This window comes from Streptomyces sp. NPDC046821 (assembly GCF_040645335.1).
Classification (GTDB): Bacteria; Actinomycetota; Actinomycetes; order Streptomycetales; family Streptomycetaceae; genus Streptomyces.
Map to the genome: position 1 here is coordinate 26,181 of NZ_JBEYYB010000013.1, position 24,981 is coordinate 51,161.

A 24,981-nucleotide genomic window follows, 5' to 3' on the forward strand; every position below is an offset into this window, starting at 1 on the left:
CCCCTTTCGGCGTGGCGGGGCGCGGGCCACTATGGGAAGAGGTGGGTCTGCGCCGCGGGGCCGCGAGCGGGAGCCGACAGGGGGATGTTTGACGTGAGGACTTCTACGACTGACATCGAGACCGGACTTGTCGATCTCAGCCGTTGGGGCCTTCAGGAGGCCATGGCACTGAGGGACCCGCTGGTGGCGGAGGCGCAGCAGGCGCTGCTCGAACATCTCACGGAGGACGCGGTCGGGCAGGTCGTGGGCAGCGGGGAGACGAGCCCGCACTTCGGCGTTCGGCAGCGCGGTGGCACGGCCTCCCACGAGCCGCGTCACGAACACGGGCCGCCCGCGCCTCTCTCCCCGAGTGACCTGTCCGGGGAACCCGACCGGCCCGCCGTTCCGTGCTGACCCGGCACCATGTGCCGGTCGCCGATCTGGAAGACATCGCGACCGGGCGCATCACCGCGCCCACCGGTACCCGTGTCGCGGCGGCCGAGCGCAGCCGCCGGACGCTCATGCTGCGCGCCCTCGCCGAAGCCGAGCGCACGGCGGCCGAACACGCGGCCGCCGCGTCGGAGCTCCACGGCCCGCTGCCCCCCATGACGTACGCCTTCGACCTGCTGGCCCGCGCGGAACGGCGCGACCCTCAGGCGGTGGCGCGCGTCCTCGGGCATCCGCCCGTCGGGGTGTGGGCGGTCCGGCTGCTCGGGCGGCTGCGCAAGGGCGCCGTGGCCCGGCCCGGCGAGCCCCCGCTGTGGCGGGAGGCGGGCTACGCGCACGCGCTCGCCGCGGCGGCCGCGCTGCGGGCGGGACTTCCCGCGAGGGTCCGCGTCCCCGCCCGTGCGGGCAGGGTGACCCTGCCCACTCTGGGCCACGCCGTACTGGACGACGCCCCCGGTGATCACGACGTCGCCACGCCGGATACCGGCGACCACGACGTCGCCACACTGGAGACCGGCGGGCCCGGCGCCGCCCGCCTGACCCTCGGCCCGTACGCCCTCGAACTCCCCGCCGACCCGCACACGCCCGCCCCCGGCTGGCACCCCGCGCGCGTCCTGAGCTGGACCCCCGGCGACCCGGGACCCGGCGTCTTCCTCGACGACGCCGACCCCTACCGCGACTTCCGCTCCCCCTGGCCGCCCCCGGCCCCGGTCACCGACGGGGAGTCCGGCATCTGGCAGCGGCGCCTGCACGACGCGGCGGACCTGCTCAGGGCCCGGCACCCGGACGCGGCCCGCATGGCGCGGCTCGTCCTGAACTCGCTCGTGCCCCTGCCCGGGATGCCGCGCTTCCGAACCTCCAGTGCCTCGTACGCCGAGGCGTTCGGCGGCGCGCTCGCCTCCCTGCCGCGCGACCCCGTCGACTTCGCGGTCACGCTCGTCCACGAGTCACGCCACTCCGTGCTCAACGCCCTCGGCCACCAGATCCAGCTCGTCGACCGGGCCACGGGCGGCCCCCACGCGGACACCCTGCTGTATGCGCCGTGGCGCACCGATCCGCGTCCGCCATGGGGACTCCTCCACGGCACCTACGCGTTCGCGGGCGTCGCCGACTTCTGGCGCGCGGAACGGCACGCCCTCACCGGCCCCCGCGCGGACCTCGCGCACTTCGAGTTCGCGGTGTGGCGGGACGCCGTGGCCATCGCGCTCCGTACGCTCGCCGACCAGCCGGGGCTGACTCCGTGGGGCCGCCGCTTCGTCGACGCGATGGCGTGCCGGTCCGCTCCGTGGGCCGACGAGCAGGTGCCGGCCGGCGCCCTCGCCCCGGCCCTGGACGAACTGGCCGACCTGCGGGCCACCTGGTGCAGCCACAACCTCGTACCCGACCCGGCCGCGACGCGGCGGCTCACCGGGTTCCGGCTCGACGGCGGACCGGCTGACGAGGCGACCGCGCCGCCGTCCCGGATGCGTGCCGAGCGCCCGCCACGCCTGCCGGAACTCCGCTGCGAACTACGGCGGACGCTCCTCGCCGACGGCGGCACCTTCGCCCCGGACACCCGCGCGCGCCTGTCCGGCGTGGAACGCGCGCCGGACCTCCTCGAAGCGGACATGTGCCTGCTGCTCGGCGGCCCGGCGAACGCGGCACGGGCGGCGGAGCGCTATCGGGCGGTCCTGATCGCCGCCCCCGGGACCCGCGAGGCCTGGGTCGGCCTCGGCCTGGCCCTCGCGGCGGCGGGCGAGCACACCCCCGCCACCGCGCTGCTGCACCGCCCGGAACTGGTGCGGGCGCTGGCGCTCGACGCCCGCACCCGGGACGGGCGGCTGCCCGACCCCGTGGACCTGGCCGACTGGACCGCCCGCCTGCCCGGCCTCACCGGACCGCTGGTGACGGGCCTCCCGGGCACCTGACCCACCAGGATCCGGACGACCTCAGAGGAGCAGGGGGTCGATGTCGCAGTTCGCCGTCCTGCCGTCCGCGGCGGCCACGGCCTGCGGGTGGTCCTCGCCGAGCGTGATCCGGTACCGCCGGACCGTGTCCGCGTACAGCGCGTCCGCCTCGTCGGCACGCCGGAGCTGCCGCAGTCCGAGCGAGAGGTTGAGGGCGGTGGCGAGGGTGAAGGGGTGGTCCTCGCCGAGGAGCGTGCGGCACTGGTCGAGCGAACTCGTGCCGAGCTCCACCGACGCCTGCATCTCGCCCAGCTCGTACAGGTCGGCGACCAGGTTCGCGGTGCAGGCCAGGGTGTTGGGGTGCCCGTCGCCGAGCAGGTCCGTCAGCTGCTCCCGCGCGGCCACATCGACGGCGCGGGCCTCCTCCGCCCGTCCGGCCAGGCGCAGGCAGATCGCGTGGTTGATGCGTGCCGCGACGGTGTGCGGATGCCGCGTGCCGAGCAGCGCCTCGAATCCCTCGTACCCTTCCTGCCCGAGTGCGAGCGCCTGGTCGAGGTCGCCTGTGTGCGCCACGTCGAGCGCGTGCGAGACCAGCGCGTTCACCGTCTGCGGGTACAGGTCGCCGTACCGGGTGCGGAACATGGTGAGGGCCCGGCCGGAGAGTTCGAGGGCCAGCTCGTGCTCACCGGCGTGCCGCTCGGTCACCGACAGGATGCGGGCCGCGGACATCGTGTTCGGGTGGGTGTCGCCGACGGTGCTGCGGAAGCGCTCCTCGACGTCCCGTGCCTGGTCGCGGGCCGCCAGATACTCGCCGCCCTCCTGAAGGTCGAACGTGATGGACGCCATGGTCCCCAGCGTCGACGCCGCGTTCTCGCCGAGTTCCTCGACCTTGCGGCTGTGCGTCATGCGGTCGAGCGCGAGAGCCGCCCGGAAGTGCCCGATGCAGCGCAGGTTCAGCGCGTGCCGGTGGGCGGTGATCAGGGTGGCCGGGTCGTTGGGCCCGAAGAGGCGCTCGCAGGTCTCGTAGGCCTGCTTGTCGAGTTCGAGCGCGGCCTGGAAGTCCCCGCGCAGCCGCAGGTCCCAGGCGAGCATGGAGCTGATGTCGACCGTCGACTCGTGCTCGGGGCCGAGCACCTCGGTCATGCCGGCCAGGGTGCGCTGGTCGAGTTCGTACGCCTCCGAGTAGCGGCCCAGGATGCGCAGCGCGTTCGTGTAGAGCTTGGCCGCGTTGAGTACGTGCTCCGCCTTGTCGCCGTCGGCCTCGCGCCAGGTGGAGTACGTCTCCCTGGCCAGGTCGGCGGAGCCCTGGTGGTCGCCCCAGGAGAACATGTACTGGACCTCGTTCAGGACGAGTTGCCGTACCCAGGGGTCCTTCGACTCGACGGCCCTGCTGTTGAGGACGTGCGGCAGCAGGTCGCCGTACTGCTTCCACTGGTGCGAGGCCGTGGGGTCGTCGGGGTCGTACTTGGCGAGCAGCCGGTGGGCGCCGCCCCGCATCTGCGACTTCAGCGGCTCCGACATCTGGTTGATGAGAACGCGCTGGACCAGTCGGTGCAGCTGGATGGTGTTGGTGTTGTGGTTGATGCGCGCGAGGGCGTACCGGTTGATCTCGCGGATGGCGCGGCCGAGCCGGATCGGGTCGCCGAGCGCCGCGTTCAGCTCCGGGGGCACGGGGGCGTCGCGGACGCCGGTGAGCAGGCGCCGGGAGATCGGCTCGGGCGCGAAGAAGGCGCAGACCTGGAGGAGTTGGAGGGCCGCCGGGTGGTTCTTGCGCAGCCGGTCGAGGGACACGTTCCAGGCCGCGGCGACGGACAGCGGGTAGTCCACCGGCGGGTCGCTGAGCATCAGCTCGTTGGCCTGCTCCTCGAACATGCGCAGGTACTCGTCCGCGGGCATCCCCGTCTCGGCCAGCCACACGGCCGCCTGCTCGATGCCCAGCGGCAGGTCACCCAGGGTCTCGGCGAGCCGGTCCGCCGTCGTGTCGTCGAGGCTCGGGGCCCGCATCTGGAGCAGCTCACGGCTCTCCTCGCGGGTGAACACGTCGACCTCCAGCGGGCGCGCCGACGCCGACCACTGCGAGTTCCGCGAGGTGACGAGGATGCGGCCCGGACCGTTGGTCGGGAAGAACTCCCTTACGGATTCCGGGTCTTCGGCGTTGTCGAAGACGAGGAGCCAGTTTTTGAACGGCTCGCCGACGCGCAGGGCCTCGATGACGGCGGGTACGGCGGTGTTCGCCTCGCCGCTGCCGACGTTGAGGCCGAGCCGACTCGCCAGCTGGACGAGGAACTGCCGGATCTGCTGCGGCTGTTCGGCGGGGATCCACCAGACGATCTGGTACTCGTTCAGATGCCGGTACACGTATTCGACGGCGAGCTGGGACTTGCCGACGCCGCCCATGCCCTGGAGCGCCTCGGGGAGTACCGCCGTGGTCCCCTCCTGGAGCCTGCGGTGCAGGTCGTCCAGGAGCTGGACGCGGCCGGTGAAGGCGCGGTTCCGGGGAGGGACGTTGCCCCAGACGGGGGGCGGCTTCTGCAGCACGTCACCTCTTGATCCGCCCTGGGTGGGCTGCAAGCCGCTCACTTCTTCGACCCTTTCCTCGATGCCGGCGCCGGTGCCGGTGTCCGGTGAGGCGATGATCTCGGCCCCACCGCTTAACTGACGGGGTTCTTCGGAGGGTGTGGGCGCCCGAGGCGGAGGTTCGGCGAGGCGCGCCTCAAGCTGTCGGGCGGCTGTGGCGTGCGGTCCGGCCATAGCCGCGAAAGCGGGCAGAATGGACGAAATCCACGGCCGTAACTCTTCCATCGGGACACTCGGCGCGCGATCAGGCTCGCGGAGAAGGGTGATGCCCCCCTCGTACGCCGGTGCGGTGGCCGCCAGATGGTCCAGGGCGAGCATCAGCGCACGGGCCGTCTCACCGCGCGTCCCGTCTGAGAGCAGCTCCCGCCGCACCCCGTCGTCGAAGTCGAGTTCGACGCCCGGCCCGACGGTGTCCTCCGGCCCGTCCGTACGCCGCAGCAGTCCGCTCAACAGCAGCTCCGCCACATGCCAGTTCCGCGCCCCGGGGATCAGGCCCTCCTGGAGCAGCCGCAGCACGTCGAGGTTGAGCGGCACGGCCGCGGAGAGCCGGGCCAGGTGGTAGGCGGTGGGGGAGAGCTGGGCGCGAAGGGTCTTGACCTGGATGTCGGCGGGCAGTGGGGCCTCGGGTCTGGGCACGACGGCGGTCTCGTCGCCGGGCGTCCGGTCGAGGACCCGCACCGTGTAGCCGTGGGGCGCGTCATGGGCCAGGAACTTCGCGAGGCCGCCGATCCCCTCGGGCGTCAGCGTCACCACCGGAAGCTCCACCCCACCGGGATCGGCGGCACCGCCCATGGACAGCACGAGACCTACGGGCTTCGCGGCCCACGCGCAGTTGGGCGCCGCGGGGCGCGGGCTGGTCAGCAGCAGCGTGCTGGTCCGCGTCCCGGCCCTCGCCCACACGTGCTCCGGCAGTACGTGGACGATGGCGACCGGTGTCGTGCGGGCCCACCGGGCGAGCCTGCGCCGGGCGCTGCCGTCGCCCCAGTGGTCGGCGTGCAGATCGGTGAGGACGAGGACCAGGTGCCGGCCCTGGGGGTCGACGGGCGGGGCGTCGCCGCCGTCCTCCTGCCAGCGGACGGTCCGCACGTCACGGAAGGCGCCGGAGCAGTGCAGGGTCTCCGCGAGGCGTTCCGCGGTGTGCGACCACAGGCGCATCGAGTCGCCCGAGTCCACGAGGAGCGTCACGGTCAGCCAGCGTTCCCGGTCGGGCTCCAGCTGAGGGAGCCACATGCCGGTGTCGGCGTGCAGCTCGGCGGTGGCCTCCTCGTTCAGGACGTCGTGGCCCGGGGCGGCGACGCGCCGCTTCAGGGGCCGCAGCGCCTTCTCGATCTCCCGGGAGCGGTCGAGGGCGAAGCCGTTGCCCAGGCTCAGGAGGAGCGAGTCCACATGGTCGCCGGGGTCAGGGGCCGGTGCCGTGGGCCTGTCCGGGGGCGCGAGCTCCTCCACGGGTGCGTCGGCGGGCTCCGGCGCGGGGCCGTCGAGGTCCTCGGGGCGCGGGCGCTCCGCGTCGGGGGCTTCGGGCGGCTCGGGCGCCGGGCTCGTCGGTGGCCCGCCGCGCGCCGCGTCCTTCAGCCGCAGCCAGCGTTGCGCGGCCAGCCACAGGACTTCGCCGGCCTCGTACCAGTGCGGCTGCGCGGACGCCTCGGCCGGCGGTGCGGCACCCGGCCCGATGCCGTCACCCGCCAGGCCGCCGGGGGAGGGCGCCCGGCTCATCCAGTGCCGACCTCGTCGAGCCGTCGCCACAGCGCGTGCAACAGCGTGCTCATGGACCCCTGGCCGGGGCCCGCGGGAGTGGTGCGCAGGTACTCGGAGTTGAGGAGCTGGTCCGCGGCGAGCGACCCGCCGGTCCTCGCGTGGCTGAGGAAGTCCCGGATCATCGCGGTCCGGCCCTCGTCGTCGTTGTCCGACAGCTGGGCCGACAGCATCGCGGCGAGCTGGCCCGCGTCCGGCGCGGGGAGGTCGAGGTAGAGGCAGCGGCGCAGCAGGGCGGGCGGCAGGGTGCGCTCGCCGTTGCTGGTGATCACGACGACGGGGAACGCGGCGCAGCGCACCGCTCCGTGATGGATGACCGCCGTGCCGTCCGGGTCGTCCGTGTGCACCTCGGCGTCGGGGAGCCGGGAGCGTACGCGGGCCAGCTCCGGGATGCGGAACTCGCCCTCTTCGAAGACGCTCAGCAGGTCGCCCGCGAGGTCGGTGTCGGACTTGTCGAACTCGTCGATGAGAAGGACGCGCGGTGTCTCGCGCGGCAGCAACGCCGTTCCCAGCGGCCCGAGTTGGACGTAGTCGCCGAGATTCTCCAAGCCGTCCGGGTCGGCGGGGCCGGGCTCCGGGGTGTCGGTCTCCGTCAGTGCGGGGCCGCGCAGGGCGCCGCGGGTGGCCGCCTCCTGGACCCTGCCGATCGCGTCGTAGGCGTACAGGCCCTCTTTGAGGGTGCTGCGGCTGGTGATCGACCAGCGCAGGACGCGGCCGAGGGAGAGTTCGCGGCTGACGCAGTGGGCGAGGCTCGACTTCCCGATGCCGGGAGGGCCCGCGACGATCAGCGGCCTGCGCAGGAACAGCGCGGCGTTCACGAGATCGAGTTCCTGCTCCGACGCGGTCCGCGCGACGCGGCCGTCCGGCGGGCCGAGGCGGCGGGTGAACTCGTCCTCGTCGCCCGGTGGCGGGTCGGTGATCAGGGGTGCGCCGGTGAAGCGGCGCCAGGGCGGAGGCGGGGGTAATTCGCGGAACGCCTGCCCGCTGCCGCGGGGCCTCGCGGTGCCCCGGTAGACGCGCCATGCGCCGGGATCGGCCACGCCGTCGGCCTGTGCTGGACCGTGCGGATCCCTGTCGGCCATCGACCGTTCCCCCTCACCTGGTTCGCGCCCGGTCGGTGCACGTCCGTTCTACCCTCCGACCGCTTACGCCTGAACACCTGTGTCCGGTTCAGAAAGTCTGCTTCCGGCTCATGGATCCGGGCATTTCGGGCAGTCGGTTCGGATCATCCCACAGAACAGCGATGCGGGAATCCGGCCCATCGTCCCGTGTTCCGGGAGGGAAGCGCAAGCGCCGCACGGTCTCGAGCAGCTGGTCCCAGGCGCCCGTTTCGGCGACCGCGAGCAGGGCCGCGTGCTCCGCGTCGTCGAGGGGTCCCTCGTGAGCCCAGAGCAGCACCGGAAGGCCCACCTCGAGGCCGAGCATGAGCTCGCTGAGCCCGTGTTCCTCGTCCGGCGACGACCCCAGAGTCATCAGCACAATGGCTTGATTGTGCGCCAACTTGGCGTAGAGATCCCCCTGTTGGGAGCCCGCGCCGATCTCGCACCGGTGCAGGCGCCCCGCGGCGCCGCCCTTGAGCACCTTCCAGCGCGCGTTCCACACCCGGTGGACCTGCTGCGCCTCCATCCGTTCGAGGCTGCGTATGACGACCTTGTAGTCCATGCCCAGCGGAGGCCGGTACTCGCTGACCTTGCCGAGGCCGTACCGAGGCGTCCCGAACGGGCTCGGGCGCCTCCAGTCCTCCACCGGCGTGTTCGCCATGGCGAGGGTGAGGATGAACTCCACGACGATGCCGCCCTCGTGGTTGCTCAGGCGTTTCTCCTCGCGGTCGATGATGGTGGCGACGCAGCCCGGTACGTCCGTCAGACGCAGTTGCAGGTCATCGCGCTGCCACGGCTCCCAGGTGTCGCCCGCACTCGTCCAGCACGTCAGCGCCACCTGGTCGGGTGACTCCGTCAACGGTTTGAGCCGGATCACCAGGAAGGCGTCGCCGCTGTACGCCCGGCTCCAGTCGCCGGTGGACCTGCGAAGGGCGTCGATCATTTCCTGCGCGTCGGTGCTCCAGACGGCGCGGATGTGCTTGATGAGCCAGACCCGGATCGGGTCGCCGCGCTCCGGGTCGATCAGGGCGGCCAGCTCGTGCAGAAAGCGCAGGCTCCTCGGAATGCCGTCCGAAGGAACGTTGCACTGCTCCAGGAGTTCGTACGCCTCCAGGGCCGTCCGGGTCGTCTCCGGCAGCGGTCCGAAACTGTCGCCCGCCACATGGCGGAACAGCTCGGGGAGTTCCGGCACGGTGTCCCGGTCCAGGCCGCTGAGCAGGGGTTCGAGCGCGGCCCGGTGCCCGGGGTCGCCGTCCGGCGGCAGCGGCGCCTCGACGAGGGCGGCGGCCCGGCGCGACGGAAGGTCGTCGTTCGCGTAGTGACGCACGGCCTCGACAAGGTGCAGCCAGCCCTGGGGCAGGGTTCCGAACGCCCGGACCATCTCGACGATGTGCCGCTTCTTGTCGGCGAACTCGGCCACGTGCAGGCGATGTCCGAGCCGTTGCTGCGCCCGTTCCACGCACATACGGCGGGTGCGCCGGTCCTCCAGGACCGGCACCCGCATCAGCGCCTCCACGAGCTCCCCGCTCGCGGGAAAGGCCAGATACCGGGACGCGTACTCAGGCATCGGCGTGGGAACGGTCGGTCCGCCGGGTGTCACCCGCCGGACAGGTCAAGGCAGTTGCTTCTACGGGCCGAACGGTCGGTCGAACCACTTCCACGTGTCCCCCTCACACGTCGTCCTGCGGCAGCCGGTCGTGCTGTCGCCGTCCGAGCCAGCAAGGGTAAGCGGAAGAGGCTCGCGTGGGTACGGTCGCGACCGACCCGTCTCGATCACGCCGGTTCGGCAGAAGTGAACAGCCGGCCCCCTCAGGCCGTCAGCCTCTTCAGGCGGGTGACCGCTTCCTCCAGGACCGGGATCTGCTTGCAGAAGGCGAAGCGGACGAAGGGGGCGCCGGCGTCCCGGTGGTCGTAGAAGACGGCGTTCGGGATGGCGACGACGCCCGCGCGTTCGGGGAGGGCCCGGCAGAACGCGAAGCCGTCGCTCTCGCCGAGGGGGCGGATGTCGGTGGTGACGAAGTACGTGCCCGCCGGCCGGTACACGTCGAAGCCGGCCGCAGCGAGGCCGTCCGCGAGGAGGTCGCGCTTGAGGCTCATGTCGGCGCGGAACGCGTCGAAGTACGAGTCGGGCAGCGCGAGCGCCTCGGCGACCGCGTACTGGAACGGGCCGGCGGAGACGTACGTGAGGAACTGCTTCGCCGAGCGCACCGCCGTGACCAGCTCGGGGGACGCGGTCACCCAGCCGACCTTCCAGCCCGTGAACGAGAACGTCTTGCCGGACGAGCCGATCGTCACCGTGCGCTCGCGCATCCCGGGCAGTGTGGCGAGCGGGATGTGCGTCGCCTCGCCGAACGTCAGGTGCTCGTACACCTCGTCGGTGATGACGAGGAGGTCGCGCTCCACGGCGAGGTCGGCGATCGCGGTGAGTTCCTCGCGGGTGAGGACCGTGCCGGTGGGGTTGTGCGGGGTGTTGATGAGGAGGAGACGGGTGCGGTCGGTCACGGCTGCACGCAGCTCGTCCAGGTCGAGGCGGAAGGCTCCGGCGTCGGGTCGCAGCGTCACGGGCACGCGCGTGCCGCCCGCCATCGCGATGCAGGCCGCGTACGAGTCGTAGTACGGCTCCAGGGCGACGACCTCGTCGCCGGGTTCCACCAGGGCGAGCAGCGAGGCGGCGATGGCCTCGGTGGCGCCGGCCGTGACGAGGACCTCGCGGTCCGGGTCGAACGCGAGGCCGTAGCGGCGCTCCTGGTGGGCGGCGACGGCGGTGCGCAGCTCGGGGACGCCGGGGCCCGGCGGGTACTGGTTGCCGCGTCCGTCGCGCAGCGCCCGTACGGCCGCCTCGCGGATCTCCTCGGGGCCGTCCTGGTCGGGGAAGCCCTGGCCCAGGTTGATGGAGCCGGTCGACGTGGCCAGCGCGGACATCTCCGCGAAGATCGTCGTACCGAACTCGGCGAGGCGGCGGTTGAGGAGCGGGCGCGCGCTGGAGGTCATGGCCGCCATCCTGCGCCGAACCTCTGGACTTCCTCAACTCCTGCTTGGGCTGTCGCCGGTCCGGGCATCCCCGAGTCACGCCCGACGGGGGGCGTTCTCGGAGGAGAGCGAGAGGGGTGGGGTCCGTGATCGGAGCCATCATCTTCGTACTGGTGATCGTGGGAATTGTGGTGGGTGTGTCGTCCGCGGGTGGCTCGGGGTCGGCGCGCAGGAACCGGAAGGCCCGGAAGACGTCGCTCAGCAAGGGGCGGCCGGGCGTGAGCGGCAGGTCGGGCGTGAGCCGCCGGTCGGGGAGCACTGGGGACAGCTGGTGGGCCGGGGGCGGCTCCGGGGGTGGGTACTCGTGCTCGTCTTCGGGCAGCTCGGGCGGGCATCACGGTGGGCACTCGAGCGGCGGCGGGCATCACGGCGGGCACTCGTGCGGCGGTGGGCATTCGTGCGGCGGCGGGCACTCGTGCGGCGGTGGCGGCGGGTGCGGCGGCGGCGGGAACTGAGGGCGCCCAAGTCGCGGGGGCAGTTGAACAGTTGAGCTGTGGGGTCCCCGGAGGGGATGGAAACCCGGCGAAGTTGGGTAAAAACGCTGTGGCGGCCCCGCCGTTCATGATTCCCTCTTAACCGTCAAAGCGGCCCTCGTACGTTCTCGTGGGCGCTCGCCGGCCTCCTCTTTCGGCGCCGGCCTCACCTCCTTTGCGTGTTAGCGGAGCCGACCCATGCTCACGACCCTGAACACCGCCTACACCGACACGCGCGCGGACGACCTGGCCTGGACCCTGGGCCGCGAACCGCTGCCCGCGCTCGCCACGCTCGATCTCCAACTCGGGGGAGCACAACTGCAGTTGAGACTGCTCGGCGCCTCGCACCAGGTACTCATGGAGGAGGAGCGGGGCAGCTGCTCCGAGACCGTCGCGTGCATCCCGGGCAGCAGCGCCCCGCTGCCGCTCGGGGTCGCGAAGCGCGTCGGCGACTGGGAGTACGAGTTCGCGGCGCACGTCGAGAACCTCTCCGAGGGCTCGTTCGCGGGGCGCGCGCAAGAACTCATCGCGCTGGTGTCCGACCATCCGAACGGACTCGTCGGGGTGTTCCCCGGCAGCCCGCACGCCTTCACCGCCCTGCTGGCCCAGCGCCAGGGCAGCCAGGTGCACTGGCGCACCTGGCATGCCTATCCCCAGGAGGGTCAACTCGTCGTCACCAGGACGAGGGTGGGGGTGCGGACGCCGGCGGCGGTGCGGTGACGTCGGCCGGGATGCGGGCACGTGCCCGTGCCCACCGGCCACGCCCACGCCTCCGCCCGCCCACTTCCACACGTGTGGGTGACGGGACGGAGTTGCGTGGTGACGTAGCGTTCCCAAGGTGATCGAGCCGCGTACCCCCGTCCCCTCCGGCGCCCCGCGCGTCCGGAGCGAGGAGGGCAGGGCCCCCCTTCCCGTGGCCCCTCTTCCCGTGAAACCGGCGACGGGACGCCTTCTCGTGCTCGCGGGCGTCTTCGTCTGCGCCGCCTGCGGACTCGTGTACGAACTCGAACTGGTCGCCCTCGCCTCGTACTTGATCGGCGACTCGGTCACCCAGGCGTCCGTCGTCCTTTCCGTGATGGTCTTCGCCATGGGCATCGGCTCGCTCGCCGCCAAGCGGCTGCGGCTGCGGGCCGCCGCCGGGTTCGGCGCGGTCGAGGCCGCGCTCGCGCTGGTCGGCGGGTGCAGCGCGATGGCGCTCTACGCGGCGTTCGCGTGGACCGGCGACTGGGGCGGCTCCTGGGCCGGCGGCTCGCGCTACCTCGTCGTCGTCTTCTCCCTCGCCATCGGCGTGCTCATCGGCGCCGAGGTGCCCCTCCTGATGGTCCTCATCCAGCGCATCAGACGGCAGGACCCGGGCGGCGCCGTCGCCGACCTGTTCGCCGCCGACTACGTTGGCGCGCTCGTGGGCGGACTCGCCTTCCCCTTCCTCCTGCTGCCCTTGCTCGGCCAGCTCACCGGCGCCCTGCTGACCGGCGCGGTCAACGCGCTCGCGGGCGGCGCCCTCGTCCTCGGCCTGTTCCGCCGCGACCTCACGCGCCGGGGCCGCCTGACCCTCCTCGTGGCGAACGTCCTCGTGCTCGGCGTGCTCGCCGGCGCCGCCGCCCTCGTCGACGACTTCGAGCACGCCGCCCGCCGGGCCATGTACGGCGACGACGTACGGGTCGCCGTCCAGACCGGCGTACAGGAAGTCGTCCTCACCGGCGGGCGGCACCATCCGCTCGACCTCTTCCTCGACGGGCGGCTGCGCGTCGACGGCCGGGACGAGCGCCGGTACCACGAGGCGCTGGTGCGGCCCGCGATGGACGGACCGCACGCGCGCGTGCTGATCCTCGGCGGCGGTGACGGCCTCGCCGCGCGCGAGGTGCTACGCTTCGCCGGGGTACGGAGCGTGGACATCGTCGAGCTGGACCCGGCCGTCCTGCGCCTCGCCAGAAACGATCCGGCGCTCAGTGCGCTCAACGGCCATGTGTTCCGCGATCCGCGCGTACGGGCCGTCGCCGAGGACGCCTTCCGCTGGCTGCGCGACCGGCACAGCCCGTACGACGTGGTGATCTCCGATCTGCCCGACCCCGGGATCACGGCCAGCGCGAAGCTCTACTCGCAGGAGTTCTACGGTCTCGCCGCCCGCGTCCTCGCCCCGGACGGGCGGCTCGCGGTGCACGCGGGACCGGTGTCGGCGCGGCCCCTGACGTTCTGGACGGTCGACGCGACGCTGCACGCGGCGGGGCTGCGGAGCGTGCCGTACTGGGTGGGGACGGGTGCGCTGCCGTCCTCCGGCGGGGGGATCGGTCACGGTCCCGATCGCACACTCGACGGGACGCGGGCGCCGGGTGACTGGGGATTCGTGCTCGCCGGGCTCCGGCCGCCGCCCACGGACGCGGTGCCGTGGGAGGAGCTGCGCGCGGCGGAGCGGTCCCGGATGACGGGGGTCGCGCCGTCGACCCTGGTGCATCCGAGGTACGCCGACTGACTACGGGCGGATCGCGGGACGCGTGGGGCCGGGCGTGGGTAGGCTCGGGCGACATGGAGCATGAGGTGTTCGTCCCGGTCCCGGCGGAGTCGTTGCGGGGCGCGCTGGCGGCGCCCGAGCTGGTGGCCCGCGCGGTTCCAGGGCTGCAGCGGGAGGCCACCGGCGACGGCGGCCGCCTGAAGCTCCGTATCGGCGGCACCACCATCACGTACCGCGGCTCCCTGCGCGTCAGCGAGACGGGGACCGGCGCGTTCGCGATCGAGGGCGAGGGCACCGAGGCGCGGGGCGACGGGACCGTGAAGTTCGCGGTGACCGTGCGTGTGGCCGCCGCGTCCGGCGGTTGCCGGCTCACGTTCGTGGCGTCGGGCAGCGGGGACGGCCGCGTGGCCGAACTCTCGGACGACGCGGTGCGGACCGCCGTACGGCGTCTGCTCGGCCGGTTCGCGGAGGCGCTCGGCACGGTGGCGGACCCGGGGGCGGAGGACGCCTCACCGGAAGCGGCCGCCGAGGGCCAGGAGGACGAGGCCGACCAGGCCGACGCCGACCTCACCAAAGACACCGACGACTCCGGCGACACAGACGGCTCCGGCGACACTGACGGCTCCGAGGACCACACCCCCCTCTTCGAGACCGAGGTCCCGCCGCCCCCCTCCCTCTCCCCCTTCGCCGAGCTGGAGCCCGAGCCGGGGCAGGGGCTCGACGGGGACGACGCCGGTTTCGACGCCGTGCCGCCCGCCGAGGCCGCCCACGCGCGCCGCACGATGATCGGCCGCAGCGCCGAGGAGGTCGACCACGCGCCGCCGCGCGGCCGGTACGCCCCCGTGCCCGCCGCCGAGACCACGTCGACGTCCGACACGCTCCGCTGGGCCGCCCCCGCCGCGGCCGTGGTCGTCGCGGGGGCGATCGTGGTGGGCCGGGCGCTGCGCCGCAGGCGCTGACGCTGAACACCGACGTCGACGCCGACCGGAACGTGCCGCCGGACCCGGGCAAAAGTAGGGTCGGCCCCGTGACTACCCAGGAAACGACCCTGACCGCGGGCGACACCGAAGTGACCGTGCAGCCCGGCAACGGCTGCCGCGTGAGCAGCCTGCGGATCGGCGGCACCGAGCTGCTGCGGCAGGGCGCGAAGTACGGCTGCTTCCCGATGGTGCCGTGGTGCGGCCGGATCGGGGAGGGCCGGTTCCGGGACGGCGGGAGCGTGCACCAGATGCCGCTGAACTCGCCGCCGCACGCCATCCACGGCTTCGGCCGCGACGCCGAGTGGACGACGGCCCGCGCGGGCACCGACGAGGCCGTCTTCACGTACGACCTCACCGAACCCTGGCCCTGGACCGGGCGCGTCACGCAGCTCGTGCAGCTGACCGAGGACTCGCTCACGCTGACGCTCGGCATCGAGACGTACGGCGACTCGTTCCCCGCGCAGGCCGGCTGGCACCCGTGGTTCAACCGGCAGCTGGGCGACGCCTCGGCCCAGCTCGACTTCGCCCCCACCTGGCAGGAGGAGCGCGGCGACGACCACCTCCCCACCGGCAAGCGCATCGACGTACAGCCCGGCCCCTGGGACGACTGCTTCGGGATGCCCGACGGCGTCGATGTGACCCTGACCTGGCCCGGCGAGCTGGAACTCAAGGTCGCGAGCCGCGAGCAGTGGGTCGTGGTCTACGACGAGCAGGAGGCCGCCGTGTGCGTCGAGCCGCAGACCGGCCCGCCCAACGGCCTGAACACCCTGCCGCGCCTCGTCACCCCCGTCGACCCCCTGGAAGCGTCGGCCACCTGGACGTGGCGAAGGCTCTGAGCCCCGGCCACCCGGACGTGGCGGAGGCCCTGAAGGAGACCCTTAAGCTCGTAACCATGACGAACGACGTGCGCGACGCGCTTCTCCAGCAGATCAAGGACAAGGCCGTGGTGCACGGCAAGGTCACGCTCTCCTCCGGGCTTGAGGCGGACTACTACATCGACCTGCGCCGCATCACCCTCGACGGAGAGGCCGCGCCGCTCGTCGGCCAGGTGCTCCTCGACCTGACCGCCGACCTCGACTTCGACGCCGTGGGCGGTCTGACCATGGGCGCCGACCCGGTCGCCGGCGCCATGCTGCACGCGGCCTCCGCGCGAGGTCAGCGCCTCGACGCCTTCGTCGTCCGCAAGGCCGCCAAGGCGCACGGTATGCAGCGCCGCGTCGAGGGCCCGGACATCAAGGGCCGCCGCGTCCTGGTCGTCGAGGACACCTCGACCACGGGCGGCTCCCCGCTCACCGCCGTCGAGGCCGTGCGCGAGGCGGGCGCCGAGGTCGTCGGCGTCGCGACCATCGTGGACCGCGCCACGGGTGCCGCCGAGAAGATCACCGAGGGCGCCGGAGTGCCCTACCTGTTCGCTTACGGCAAGGACGAGCTCGGCCTCGACTGACGTCTGGAAAGATGGTGGCGACGATGACGTCGCCACCAAGGGCCGCAGGCCTTCAGGTCAGGGTCTGACACCACACCCCGCACATACCGAGGAGCGGACACATGCCCATCGCAACCCCCGAGGTCTACGCCGAGATGCTCGACCGGGCGAAGGCAGGCAAGTTCGCCTACCCGGCCATCAACGTGACCTCCTCGCAGACCCTGAACGCCGCGCTGCGCGGCTTCGCGGAGGCCGAGAGCGACGGCATCATCCAGATCTCCACCGGTGGTGCGGAGTTCCTGGGCGGCCAGTACAAGAAGGACATGGTGACGGGCGCGGTGGCCCTCGCCGAGTACGCGCACATCGTCGCGGAGAAGTACGACACCACGGTCGCGCTGCACACCGACCACTGCCCCAAGGGCAAGCTGGACGGCTACGTGCGCCCGCTGCTCGACATCTCCGCCGAGCGCGTGAAGGCCGGCCGCAACCCGCTGTTCCAGTCGCACATGTGGGACGGCTCCGCCGAGACCCTCGCGGACAACCTGGCCATCGGCGAGGAACTGCTCGCCAAGGCCGCCGCCGCGAAGATCATTCTCGAGGTCGAGATCACCCCGACCGGCGGCGAGGAGGACGGCGTCAGCCACGAGATCAACGACGAGCTGTACACGACCGTCGAGGACGCGCTGCGCACCGCCGAGGCCCTGGGCCTGGGCGAGAAGGGCCGCTACCTGCTCGCCGCGTCCTTCGGCAACGTGCACGGCGTCTACAAGCCGGGCAATGTCGTCCTGCGTCCGGAGCTCCTCAAGGACCTCCAGGAGGGCGTCGGCGCCAAGTACGGCAAGGCGTCCCCGTTCGACTTCGTCTTCCACGGCGGCTCCGGCTCCACCGAGCAGGAGATCGCGACGGCCCTGGAGAACGGCGTCGTGAAGATGAACCTCGACACCGACACCCAGTACGCCTTCACGCGTCCGGTCGCGGACCACATGTTCAGTAACTACGCCGGTGTCCTGAAGGTCGACGGCGAGGTCGGCGTCAAGGCGCAGTACGACCCGCGCAGCTGGGGCAAGGCCGCCGAGGCGGGCATGGCCGTCCGCGTCACCGAGGCCTGCGCGAACCTCCGCTCGACGGGCACGCGCCTCAAGTAAGCGCCCTTTCCCGTACGGCTTCCTGTACGGCGTACGAGCCCGGCACCCCTCCGTGGGTGCCGGGCTCTCGTCATGGAGCAGACTGGAACCATGAGCCTTCACGAGAACCTTCTCGGGGGACCGCCCCCGACCCAGCTGCCTGACGACCCGGAGCCGCGCGAGCTGCTCGCGAACGGCACCGCTCCCGCCGACGTCGCGGCGAAGTACCCGAAGTCCTCCCTCGCCTGGGCCCGTCTCGCCGACGAGGCGTTCGAGCGCGGCAGCGTCGTCGAGTCGTACGCGTACGCCCGCACCGGCTACCACCGCGGCCTCGACGCGCTGCGCCGCGCCGGCTGGAAGGGCCACGGCCCGGTGCCGTGGGAGCACGAGCCGAACCGCGGCTTCCTGCGCGCCCTGCACGCCCTCGCGCGCGCCGCGCAGGCGATCGACGAGCAGGACGAGTACGAGCGCTGCGCCCAGTTCCTCAAGGACTCCTCGCCGGCGGCCGCGCAGACCCTCGGCTAGTCGTCCCCGCGGATCCGTTGTGGGGTTCGCACAGGCCCGCCCGCGTCGATGTGACCGGGCGGGCCTTGCCGTTTCGGGGGACGATTGCGGAGGATGCCGGTGGGGACCGGGGCCCCCGTGCCGGAATTCGGCAGGGGCGGACCGCTACCCGGAGTACGTTCAAGGAGACAGCGATGTCCCAGCAGGCTCACGAGACGAACGAGCCCGAGACGCCGTATCTCGACTTCCAGGGGACCACCCCGTACGAGGACTACGTCCAGGCCGACGTCCTCACCCACCTCCAGCACCTGCGCTCCGACGACCCCGGAGAGATGGTCTTCCTGGTCACGACCCAGGTGATGGAGCTGTGGTTCACCGTGATCGTGCACGAGTGGGAGACCGCCGCGCGTGCCCTCGGCGCCGACGACGTGCCCACCGCGATCGCCGCCCTGAAGCGCTCCGTGCGCGAGCTCGACGCGTTGAACGCGTCGTGGCGCCCGCTCGCCCAGCTGACCCCGGGGCAGTTCAACTCCTACCGGTCCGCCCTCGGCGAGGGCTCCGGCTTCCAGTCGGCGATGTACCGGCGCATGGAGTTCCTGCTCGGAGAGAAGTCCGCCTCCATGCTGGTCCCGCACCGGGGCGCGCCGCGCGTGCACGCGGAGCTGGAGAAGGCCCTGGAGGAGCCGAGCCTGTACGACGAGGTGCTGCGGCTCCTCGCCCGGCGCGGGCACGCCGTCCCGCAGGCCGTCCTGAACCGGGACGTGTCGCGCAGGTACGAGCCGACCCCCGAGGTCGAGGCCGTGTGGACGGCGCTGTACGCCGGTGACGAGAGCGACGAGCTGGCCCGCCTCGGCGAGGCCCTCACCGACGTCGCCGAGCTGGTGTGGCGCTGGCGCAACGACCACCTGGTGGCGACCCGCCGGGCCATGGGCGCCAAGGCGGGTACGGGCGGCTCCGCGGGTGTCGCCTGGCTGGAGAAGCGTGCCCAGAAGAACGTGTTCCCCGAGCTGTGGACAGCGAGGTCCCATGTCTGAGAGTTCCCTTACGCCCGAGCGCCTGACGGCCGACAGCCCCGCGTCCGAGCGTCTGGTGGCGCGCGCCGCCGAGCTGGACACCGCAGACGCGCTCGGCAAGCTGCGCGAGTTGTTCGTCCTCGACGACGTCGTCTACCTGGACGGCAACTCGCTCGGCGCGCTCCCCGCGCACGTGCCGGGGCGCGTCGAGGACGTCGTACGCCGCCAGTGGGGCGAGATGCGCATCCGCTCCTGGAGCGAGTCCGGCTGGTGGACGGCGCCCGAGCGGATCGGTGACCGGATAGCCCCGCTGGTCGGTGCCGCGCCGGGGCAGATCGTCGTGGGCGACTCGACCAGCGTGAACGTGTTCAAGGCGCTGGTGGGCGCGGTGCGCCTGGCCGGCGAGGGCCGCGACGAGATCATCGTGGACGCGACGACGTTCCCCACGGACGGGTACATCGCCGAGTCCGCCGCCCGGATGACGGGGTGCACGCTGCGGCCCCTGACCCCGGCGGAGGTCCCGGGCGCGCTGAGCGAGCGTACGGCCGCCGTGCTGCTCAACCACGTCGACTACCGCACGGGCCGGCTGCACGACCTGCCCGCGCTGACCGCCGCCGTGCGCGCGGCGGGCGCCGTGTCGGTGTGGGACCTGTGCCACAGCGCGGGCGCGCTGCCGGTCGGGCTCGACGAGCACGGGGTCGACATCGCCGTCGGCTGCACCTACAAGTACCTGAACGGCGGGCCGGGTTCGCCCGCGTACCTGTACGTGCGCGCCGGCCTGCAGAGCCGTTTCGACTCGCCGCTGCCCGGCTGGAACTCGCACGCCGAGCCCTTCGGGATGCGGCCCTCGTACGAGGCCGGGGAGGGCGCGGTACGCGGCAGGGTCGGCACCCCCGACATCCTGTCGATGCTCGCCCTGGAGGCGGCGCTCGACGTCTGGGACGGGGTGTCGGTCGAGGCGGTGCGCGCGAAGTCGCTCGCGCTGACGGACTTCTTCCTGGAGTGCGTCGCGGAGTACGTGCCGGCGGGCCGCGTCGAGTCGGTGACCCCGGCGGCGCACGCGGAGCGCGGCAGCCAGGTCGCGCTGCGGTGTGACGACGCGGGCGCGGTGATGGAGCGCCTGATCGGCGCGGGCGTCGTCGGCGACTTCCGCTCCCCGGACGTCCTGCGCTTCGGCTTCACGCCGCTGTACGTCGGGTTCACGGACGTGGAACGGGCGGCACGGGTGCTGGCCGAGCAGTTGGCGGTCTAAAGAGCCTGGGGTGTGTGCGCGGGCGGTTCAGCCCGCGTACACACCCGCCTCCGCCGCCACGGCCGCCGCATCGGCGGCCCGGTCGGCGTCGGCTTCCGTCGGGGCCGAACCGGCCGTCAGGAGCTGGTAGTAGAGCGGCGCGGACACGGCACGCACGACGGCGGCCGGGTCGGTGCCGGGCCTCAACTCACCGCGCTGGACGGCCTGTTCGACGCAGGGTGTCCACTCGTCGACCCGTACGTCGTAGAAACGGCGCAGGGCCGCGGACGTCTTGTCGTCGCACGTCGCCGCCGCGATGACCGCGCGGAACAGGGCGCCCTGGCGGGGGTCGGCCAGTGTGCGGCGGACGAGGTGGGCGTTGGCGCGCAGGTCACCGCGCAGGGTGCCGGTCTCCGTGCGGGGGAGTGACTGCTCGGCCATGTCGGCGAGCAGGTCGGCGACGAGGCCCGTGACGGAGCCCCAGCGCCGGTACACCGTCGTCTTGCCGACCTCCGCGCGCCGGGCGACGTCCGCCAGATCGAGGTGGGCGAAGCCCTGTTCGGCGAGCACGTCGCCGGCGGCGTCGAGGACGGCGGCGCGGACGCGGGCCGTGCGCCCGCCGGGACGGACGGTGCCGGGATCGGCTTGTTCGGGCATACGCCCCAGGGTAACGGCACAGGGGAACCGTTTATCCGGTTACGGTGTGTGTCCACGCACGTCACCGGACTGGTAGCGTCCGCCTTCTCTTCAATCCCGCCGTGACGCTGAGAGGTCGGAGAATGCCGGAAGACGACGCCGCCGCCCGGGACGAGGCCGAGGAAGCATCGGCCTTCTCGCACCCCGTGGTCCCGCCGGACGTCACCGCCGCGTACGGGGATCACCCGGACCAGGTCGTCGACTTCTACGCCCCCCGCGACGGCGCGAAAGCCGCACCGCTGGTGGTATTCCTGCACGGCGGCGTGTGGCGCGCGACCTATGACCGGCAGCACGTCACGCCCTTCGCCGACTTCCTCGCCCGGCGCGGCTTCGCGGTCGCCAACGTCGAGTACCGGCGCGGCAGTTCGCTGCCCCATCAGGGCGGTACGGTCGCCCCGGCCGGGCGCTGGCCGGAGACGTTCGACGACGTCGCGGCCGCTCTCGACGCCATGCCGCGCCTCGTACGCGAAGCGCTGCCGCAGGCCGACCCCCGGCGCACCGTCGTCTCGGGCCACTCGGCGGGCGGCCAGCTCGCGCTGTGGGCCGCCGCGCGACACCTGCTCCCGGAGGACGCGCCCTGGCGCACGGCCGCCCCCGCACCCCTGCGCGGCGTCGTCGCGCTCGCCCCGATCGCCGACTTCACGGTGTCCCGCGACCTCGACGTGTGCTCCGGCGGCCCGGTCCAGTTCCTGGGCGGCGAGGCCGTGTTCGCCGAACGCCTCCCGTACGCGGACCCGGCGCTCCTCCTGCCCACCGGCATCGCGACCACCCTCGTCCAGGGCCGCGCGGACACGACGGTCCCGCCCGAGGTGGCGGAGGCGTACGCGGACGCGGCCGCCAAGGCCGGCGAGGTAGTGGGCCTCACCCTCCTCGAAGGCGTGGGCCACTTCCCCCTGATCGACCCGGCGGCGGACGCGTGCGCGGTGGTGGCGGAGGAGATCGCCCAACTGGCCTGGTGACGGGGTTCGCCGGTGATCACTCACACGGCTGAAGAAGCGCCGAAGGGACACCTGGCGCGCACGGCCCCACCACACTGGCCTCAGCCCGGAAAGGGGGGCACCATGACGGTCATGGCCGAGCGCACGTCCCAGATGTCGGTGGAGGAGTTCGAGGAGATCGCCCTCGGCGCTCCCGAGACCGTCACGTTGGAGTTCATCAACGGACGGATCGAGGTAAAACAGGTGGCCGATGGGGACCACAACACGATCGTGCAGTGGCTGGTGCGCCGCTGTATGCAGTTCAGGCCCGACCTGGACCTGTACACAGGGCAAGGTCTGAAAGTAGGGGCCTACCGTCAAGGCCGTGCCAGGCCGGACGGCGTGCTCGCGCCCGAGGCGCACTTCGCGGGACACGGTGAATGGGCTGATCCGCAGGGCGTGCTGCTCGCCGTCGAAGTCACGTCGTACGACTCCGACACCGACAACCGGGACCGGCGTGAGAAGCCGTCGGCGTACGGCGAGGCAGGAATCCCCGTCTACCTCCTCGTCGACAGGGATTCCTGCACCGTCACCGTGCACAGCAACCCGGACCGGGAGGCCGGCGGCTACCGCGACACCCACACCGCGAAGTTCGGTGAGACGGTGCTGCTGCCTGACCCCGTCGGCATCGAACTCGACACCGAGTCGCTGAAGAACTACGTCCGTTGACCTCGGGGGGCGTGTGACTCGCCCCGCCCCGCCCTCAGCTCGACAGATCCCGTCGCCGTAGTCCCGCAAGGCCCGCCGCCACCAGTGCCGCCGCCACTGCCGTCAGGAGCAGGACCGGGGTCCAGGTCATGTCGCCGCCGGGGAGCTTGGGGAGGTGGGTGTAGGGGGAGAGGTTCATGACGGGCTGGGGGAGTTCGAGGGCCGGGCCGATCCAGCCGATGAGGAGGGTCAGGCCCGCCACGGCCCAGGCCGCCGCCGCTCCCCGGGGGAACAGGCCGAACAGCAGGACCGCGAGACCGCCGATCACCCAGATCGCCGGGAGCTGCGCGAGGCAGGCGCCCAGGACCGGGCCGAAGTGGCCGCCGTAGCCGATCCCCAGGCCGAGGCCGCCGAGGAGCATGATCAGGGCCGCGCCGCCGAACGCGATGACGAGATGCCCTGCGGCCCAGCGCAGGCGGCCGACCGCTGCCGCGAGGACCGGTTCGGCGCGCTGCGAGGTCTCCTCGCCGCTCAGGCGCAGCACCGACGACACGATGAACAGCGCGGCCACCATCCCGAGCATCCCGGTCATCGCCGCGAGGAACGCGTCCGTGAGCCCGGACTGGCCGCCCATCCGCTCGATGATGTCGCGCGTCCTGGCGTTGTTGCCGACGAGGTCGGCCGCGCCCTGCGTCATCCCGCCGAAGGCGATCCCGGCGCACAGGAACCCGGCGCTCCAGCCGAACACCGTGCCCCGCTGGAGCCGCCACGCGAGCGCGCCCGCCGTGCCGAGCGTGCCCTCGGCGGGTCCGGGCCGGCTCGGCAGGAAGCTCATCCCGAGGTCCCGCCGCCCGGCGAGCGCGTACGCCGCGACCGCCTGCGCGCCGACGCCCGCCACGAACAGCAGGAGCACCCACCAGCGTTCGTCCGCGAACGCCCGCGCGTTCTCCAGCCAGCCCAGCGGTGAGATCCAGGTCAGGGCCGACGAACCGTCCGCCGTTCCTGAATCCCCGGCCGCCCGCAGCGCGAACGCGAGCCCGAGCACCGCCGACGTGAGCCCCTTGGCGAGCCGCGCGCTCTCCGTGAACTGGGCGACGATCGCCGCCATCGTCGCGAACACCATGCCGGTCCCGGCCGTCGAGAGCCCCAACACCAGCGCGCCGCCGCCCCCTTGGGCCGCGAGCCCGCCCGCGATCAGCACCGCGACGGCCGCGTTCGCGACGAGCGCGGCGAGCAGCGCGGCGGTCAGCGGCGCCCGCCGCCCCACCATCGCCGACGACAAAAGCTCCTGCCGCCCGCTCTCCTCCTCGTCCCGGGTGTGCCGCACGACGACGAGCAGGCTCATGACGCCGGCGAGCACGCCCGCGTAGACGCCCATGCGCCAGGCGACGAGTCCGCCGAGGGAGTCGGAGAACACCGGGCCGTACATGGCCCGCATCGAGGTGTTCGCGACCATCGACCTGGCCAGGTCCGCGCGCTCGGCGGCCGTGCCGTAGACGCTGTCCAGGGCGCCCGGCATCGACAGGACCAGCATCGCGACGACGGCGACCCAGACCGGGATCATGACCCGGTCGCGGCGCAGCGCGAGCCTCAACAGGGCGCCGGTGCCCGCGAGATGACGTGAGGGGGCTTTGGCGGTGGCGGGCGCGAGGGCGGTGGCGGTCATCGGGCCACCGCGCCTTCGACGGCCGGGGCCGCGTCCACGTCTTCTTCGTAGTGCCGCAGGAACAGTTCCTCCAGCGTCGGCGGTGTGCTGGTGAGCGACCGGACGCCGGACTCCGTGAGGGACCTGAGGACCGCGTCCAGCTTGTCGCTGTCGACCTGGAGCTTGACCCGCAGGCCCTGTACGTCGAGGTCGTGCACGCCGGGCAGGGTGGCCAACCCGTTGGGGGAGGTGGCCAGTTCGGCGGTGACGCTGGTGCGGGTCAGGTGCCGCAGCTCGCTGAGCGTGCCCGTCTCGACGGTCCGGCCCTTGCGGATGATGCTCACCCGGTCGCAGAGCGACTCGACCTCGCTGAGGATGTGCGACGACAGCAGCACGGTCTGCCCGCGCTCCCCCGCCGCCTCCTTCACGTAGCTCTGGAAGACCTCCTCCATCAGCGGGTCGAGGCCGGAGGTCGGCTCGTCGAGGATGAGCAGGTCGACGTCGGACGCGAACGCGGCGACCAGGGCGACCTTCTGCCGGTTGCCCTTGGAGTACGTGCGGCCCTTCTTGGTCGGGTCCAGCTCGAAGCGCTCGATCAGCTCCGCGCGCCGCGTCTTGTCGAGGCCGCCGCGCAGCCTCCCGTACAGGTCGATGACCTCGCCGCCGCTGAGGTTGCGCCACAGGGTGACGTCGCCGGGGACGTACGCGACGCGGCGGTGCAGGGCGACGGCGTCGGCCCACGGGTCGCCGCCGAGCAGCCGCACCGCGCCGGAGTCGGCGCGCAGCAGCCCGAGCAGGACGCGGATGGTCGTGGACTTGCCTGCGCCGTTCGGGCCGAGGAAGCCGTGCACCTCGCCGGTCCCGACCTCCAGGTCGAGCCCGTCCAGGGCGTGCGTCCGGCCGAACGACTTGTGGAGTGCGGATACCTCGATGGCAGCGCTCTGGGCGTTCGTCATGGTTCAGAACGTACGCTCACTTCACAAATTTGTGAAGTTAAGGAACCGTATAAAGTGAGGAGTCCGGGCGGGTGAGAGGACACGATGACGT

At 72.6% G+C, this 24,981-nt stretch carries 20 protein-coding genes; 13 read left to right on the forward strand and 7 right to left on the reverse strand.

Annotation, left to right across the window (positions count from 1 at the left end; genetic code table 11):
• The first annotated feature begins 162 nt into the window (after positions 1 to 162).
• Together ABZ893_RS26010 and ABZ893_RS26015 are read left to right on the forward strand one after the other, a co-directional pair.
• A complete protein-coding gene (locus tag ABZ893_RS26010; protein WP_361407857.1) occupies positions 163 to 393 on the forward strand; it encodes a hypothetical protein in 231 nt (76 codons plus the stop codon).
• Positions 387 to 2,333: an HEXXH motif domain-containing protein gene (locus ABZ893_RS26015; protein ID WP_361407859.1), complete on the forward strand. Its 1,947-nt coding sequence runs from the start codon at positions 387 to 389 to the stop codon at positions 2,331 to 2,333. Before ABZ893_RS26010 ends, ABZ893_RS26015 begins: the two co-directional genes overlap by 7 nt.
• A gap of 21 nt (positions 2,334 to 2,354) precedes the next feature.
• Here the strand turns inward: ABZ893_RS26015 and fxsT are convergent, their stop codons facing one another.
• The 4 genes from fxsT to ABZ893_RS26035 all read right to left on the reverse strand — a co-directional run bounded on the left by fxsT (position 2,355) and on the right by ABZ893_RS26035 (position 10,741).
• Positions 2,355 to 6,602 carry an FxSxx-COOH system tetratricopeptide repeat protein gene (fxsT, locus tag ABZ893_RS26020; RefSeq protein WP_361407861.1) on the reverse strand — a complete coding sequence of 1,416 codons (4,248 nt, stop codon included), beginning with the start codon at positions 6,600 to 6,602 and terminating at the stop codon, positions 2,355 to 2,357.
• Positions 6,599 to 7,723, reverse strand: coding sequence for a MoxR family ATPase (locus tag ABZ893_RS26025; protein ID WP_361407863.1), 1,125 nt, complete (start codon positions 7,721 to 7,723; stop codon positions 6,599 to 6,601). Before ABZ893_RS26025 ends, fxsT begins: the two co-directional genes overlap by 4 nt.
• A gap of 88 nt (positions 7,724 to 7,811) precedes the next feature.
• Positions 7,812 to 9,308, reverse strand: coding sequence for a hypothetical protein (locus ABZ893_RS26030; RefSeq protein WP_361407865.1), 1,497 nt, complete (start codon positions 9,306 to 9,308; stop codon positions 7,812 to 7,814).
• Between the two features lie 242 nt (positions 9,309 to 9,550).
• Positions 9,551 to 10,741: a pyridoxal phosphate-dependent aminotransferase gene (locus ABZ893_RS26035; protein WP_361407867.1), complete on the reverse strand. Its 1,191-nt coding sequence runs from the start codon at positions 10,739 to 10,741 to the stop codon at positions 9,551 to 9,553.
• Positions 10,742 to 11,442: 701 nt separating this feature from the next.
• Between ABZ893_RS26035 and ABZ893_RS26040 the strand changes: the two genes are divergently transcribed.
• From ABZ893_RS26040 to kynU, 9 genes are all read left to right on the forward strand, one after another.
• Complete coding sequence (locus ABZ893_RS26040) at positions 11,443 to 11,964, forward strand: DUF2617 family protein (protein WP_361407869.1); 522 nt, start codon at positions 11,443 to 11,445, stop codon at positions 11,962 to 11,964.
• Positions 11,965 to 12,172: 208 nt separating this feature from the next.
• On the forward strand, positions 12,173 to 13,714 hold the full coding sequence (locus tag ABZ893_RS26045) for a polyamine aminopropyltransferase (RefSeq protein WP_361407871.1): 1,542 nt from the start codon (positions 12,173 to 12,175) through the stop codon (positions 13,712 to 13,714).
• 53 nt (positions 13,715 to 13,767) lie between these two features.
• Positions 13,768 to 14,652, forward strand: coding sequence for an SRPBCC family protein (locus ABZ893_RS26050; RefSeq protein WP_361407873.1), 885 nt, complete (start codon positions 13,768 to 13,770; stop codon positions 14,650 to 14,652).
• Between the two features lie 68 nt (positions 14,653 to 14,720).
• Complete coding sequence (locus tag ABZ893_RS26055; RefSeq protein WP_361407875.1) at positions 14,721 to 15,509, forward strand: aldose 1-epimerase; 789 nt, start codon at positions 14,721 to 14,723, stop codon at positions 15,507 to 15,509.
• Between the two features lie 56 nt (positions 15,510 to 15,565).
• A complete protein-coding gene (gene pyrE / locus ABZ893_RS26060) occupies positions 15,566 to 16,117 on the forward strand; it encodes an orotate phosphoribosyltransferase (RefSeq protein WP_361407877.1) in 552 nt (183 codons plus the stop codon).
• Between the two features lie 101 nt (positions 16,118 to 16,218).
• Positions 16,219 to 17,241 (forward strand): class II fructose-bisphosphate aldolase, encoded by a 1,023-nt coding sequence (gene fbaA / locus ABZ893_RS26065; RefSeq protein WP_361407879.1) that lies wholly within the window; start codon positions 16,219 to 16,221, stop codon positions 17,239 to 17,241.
• Between the two features lie 90 nt (positions 17,242 to 17,331).
• Positions 17,332 to 17,745, forward strand: coding sequence for a DUF3151 domain-containing protein (locus tag ABZ893_RS26070; protein ID WP_361407881.1), 414 nt, complete (start codon positions 17,332 to 17,334; stop codon positions 17,743 to 17,745).
• Between the two features lie 173 nt (positions 17,746 to 17,918).
• On the forward strand, positions 17,919 to 18,758 hold the full coding sequence (locus tag ABZ893_RS26075; RefSeq protein ID WP_361407883.1) for a tryptophan 2,3-dioxygenase family protein: 840 nt from the start codon (positions 17,919 to 17,921) through the stop codon (positions 18,756 to 18,758).
• Positions 18,751 to 19,989 (forward strand): kynureninase, encoded by a 1,239-nt coding sequence (gene kynU / locus ABZ893_RS26080; protein WP_361407885.1) that lies wholly within the window; start codon positions 18,751 to 18,753, stop codon positions 19,987 to 19,989. Before ABZ893_RS26075 ends, kynU begins: the two co-directional genes overlap by 8 nt.
• A gap of 27 nt (positions 19,990 to 20,016) precedes the next feature.
• Here the strand turns inward: kynU and ABZ893_RS26085 are convergent, their stop codons facing one another.
• Positions 20,017 to 20,625, reverse strand: a complete 609-nt coding sequence (locus ABZ893_RS26085) for a TetR/AcrR family transcriptional regulator (RefSeq protein WP_361407887.1) — start codon at positions 20,623 to 20,625, stop codon at positions 20,017 to 20,019.
• Positions 20,626 to 20,747: 122 nt separating this feature from the next.
• Here ABZ893_RS26085 and ABZ893_RS26090 point away from each other — a divergent pair, with 122 nt between their 5' ends.
• Entirely contained in the window at positions 20,748 to 21,623 is an 876-nt protein-coding gene (locus ABZ893_RS26090) for an alpha/beta hydrolase (RefSeq protein ID WP_361407889.1), read from the forward strand.
• 102 nt (positions 21,624 to 21,725) lie between these two features.
• Positions 21,726 to 22,310, forward strand: coding sequence for a Uma2 family endonuclease (locus ABZ893_RS26095; protein ID WP_361407891.1), 585 nt, complete (start codon positions 21,726 to 21,728; stop codon positions 22,308 to 22,310).
• 34 nt (positions 22,311 to 22,344) lie between these two features.
• Here ABZ893_RS26095 and ABZ893_RS26100 read toward each other — a convergent pair whose 3' ends face one another.
• Together ABZ893_RS26100 and ABZ893_RS26105 are read right to left on the reverse strand one after the other, a co-directional pair.
• Positions 22,345 to 23,955, reverse strand: a complete 1,611-nt coding sequence (locus ABZ893_RS26100) for an ABC transporter permease (protein WP_361407893.1) — start codon at positions 23,953 to 23,955, stop codon at positions 22,345 to 22,347.
• Positions 23,952 to 24,890 carry an ABC transporter ATP-binding protein gene (locus tag ABZ893_RS26105; RefSeq protein ID WP_361407895.1) on the reverse strand — a complete coding sequence of 313 codons (939 nt, stop codon included), beginning with the start codon at positions 24,888 to 24,890 and terminating at the stop codon, positions 23,952 to 23,954. The genes ABZ893_RS26100 and ABZ893_RS26105 overlap by 4 nt, the downstream gene beginning before the upstream one ends.
• Positions 24,891 to 24,981: the final 91 nt, after the last annotated feature.

What these genes read in the sequence shown, in the direction of transcription:
- ABZ893_RS26010 (WP_361407857.1), top strand. Translation starts at nt 163, where the DNA reads ATGGCACTGAGGGACCCGCTGGTGGCGGAGGCGCAGCAGGCGCTGCTC.
- fxsT (WP_361407861.1), bottom strand. Translation starts at nt 6,602, where the DNA reads ATGAGCCGGGCGCCCTCCCCCGGCGGCCTGGCGGGTGACGGCATCGGG.
- ABZ893_RS26025 (WP_361407863.1), bottom strand. Translation starts at nt 7,723, where the DNA reads ATGGCCGACAGGGATCCGCACGGTCCAGCACAGGCCGACGGCGTGGCC.
- ABZ893_RS26030 (WP_361407865.1), bottom strand. Translation starts at nt 9,308, where the DNA reads ATGCCTGAGTACGCGTCCCGGTATCTGGCCTTTCCCGCGAGCGGGGAG.
- ABZ893_RS26035 (WP_361407867.1), bottom strand. Translation starts at nt 10,741, where the DNA reads ATGGCGGCCATGACCTCCAGCGCGCGCCCGCTCCTCAACCGCCGCCTC.
- ABZ893_RS26040 (WP_361407869.1), top strand. Translation starts at nt 11,443, where the DNA reads ATGCTCACGACCCTGAACACCGCCTACACCGACACGCGCGCGGACGAC.
- ABZ893_RS26050 (WP_361407873.1), top strand. Translation starts at nt 13,768, where the DNA reads ATGGAGCATGAGGTGTTCGTCCCGGTCCCGGCGGAGTCGTTGCGGGGC.
- pyrE (WP_361407877.1), top strand. Translation starts at nt 15,566, where the DNA reads ATGACGAACGACGTGCGCGACGCGCTTCTCCAGCAGATCAAGGACAAG.
- fbaA (WP_361407879.1), top strand. Translation starts at nt 16,219, where the DNA reads ATGCCCATCGCAACCCCCGAGGTCTACGCCGAGATGCTCGACCGGGCG.
- ABZ893_RS26070 (WP_361407881.1), top strand. Translation starts at nt 17,332, where the DNA reads ATGAGCCTTCACGAGAACCTTCTCGGGGGACCGCCCCCGACCCAGCTG.
- ABZ893_RS26075 (WP_361407883.1), top strand. Translation starts at nt 17,919, where the DNA reads ATGTCCCAGCAGGCTCACGAGACGAACGAGCCCGAGACGCCGTATCTC.
- kynU (WP_361407885.1), top strand. Translation starts at nt 18,751, where the DNA reads ATGTCTGAGAGTTCCCTTACGCCCGAGCGCCTGACGGCCGACAGCCCC.
- ABZ893_RS26085 (WP_361407887.1), bottom strand. Translation starts at nt 20,625, where the DNA reads ATGCCCGAACAAGCCGATCCCGGCACCGTCCGTCCCGGCGGGCGCACG.
- ABZ893_RS26090 (WP_361407889.1), top strand. Translation starts at nt 20,748, where the DNA reads ATGCCGGAAGACGACGCCGCCGCCCGGGACGAGGCCGAGGAAGCATCG.
- ABZ893_RS26095 (WP_361407891.1), top strand. Translation starts at nt 21,726, where the DNA reads ATGACGGTCATGGCCGAGCGCACGTCCCAGATGTCGGTGGAGGAGTTC.
- ABZ893_RS26100 (WP_361407893.1), bottom strand. Translation starts at nt 23,955, where the DNA reads ATGACCGCCACCGCCCTCGCGCCCGCCACCGCCAAAGCCCCCTCACGT.
- ABZ893_RS26105 (WP_361407895.1), bottom strand. Translation starts at nt 24,890, where the DNA reads ATGACGAACGCCCAGAGCGCTGCCATCGAGGTATCCGCACTCCACAAG.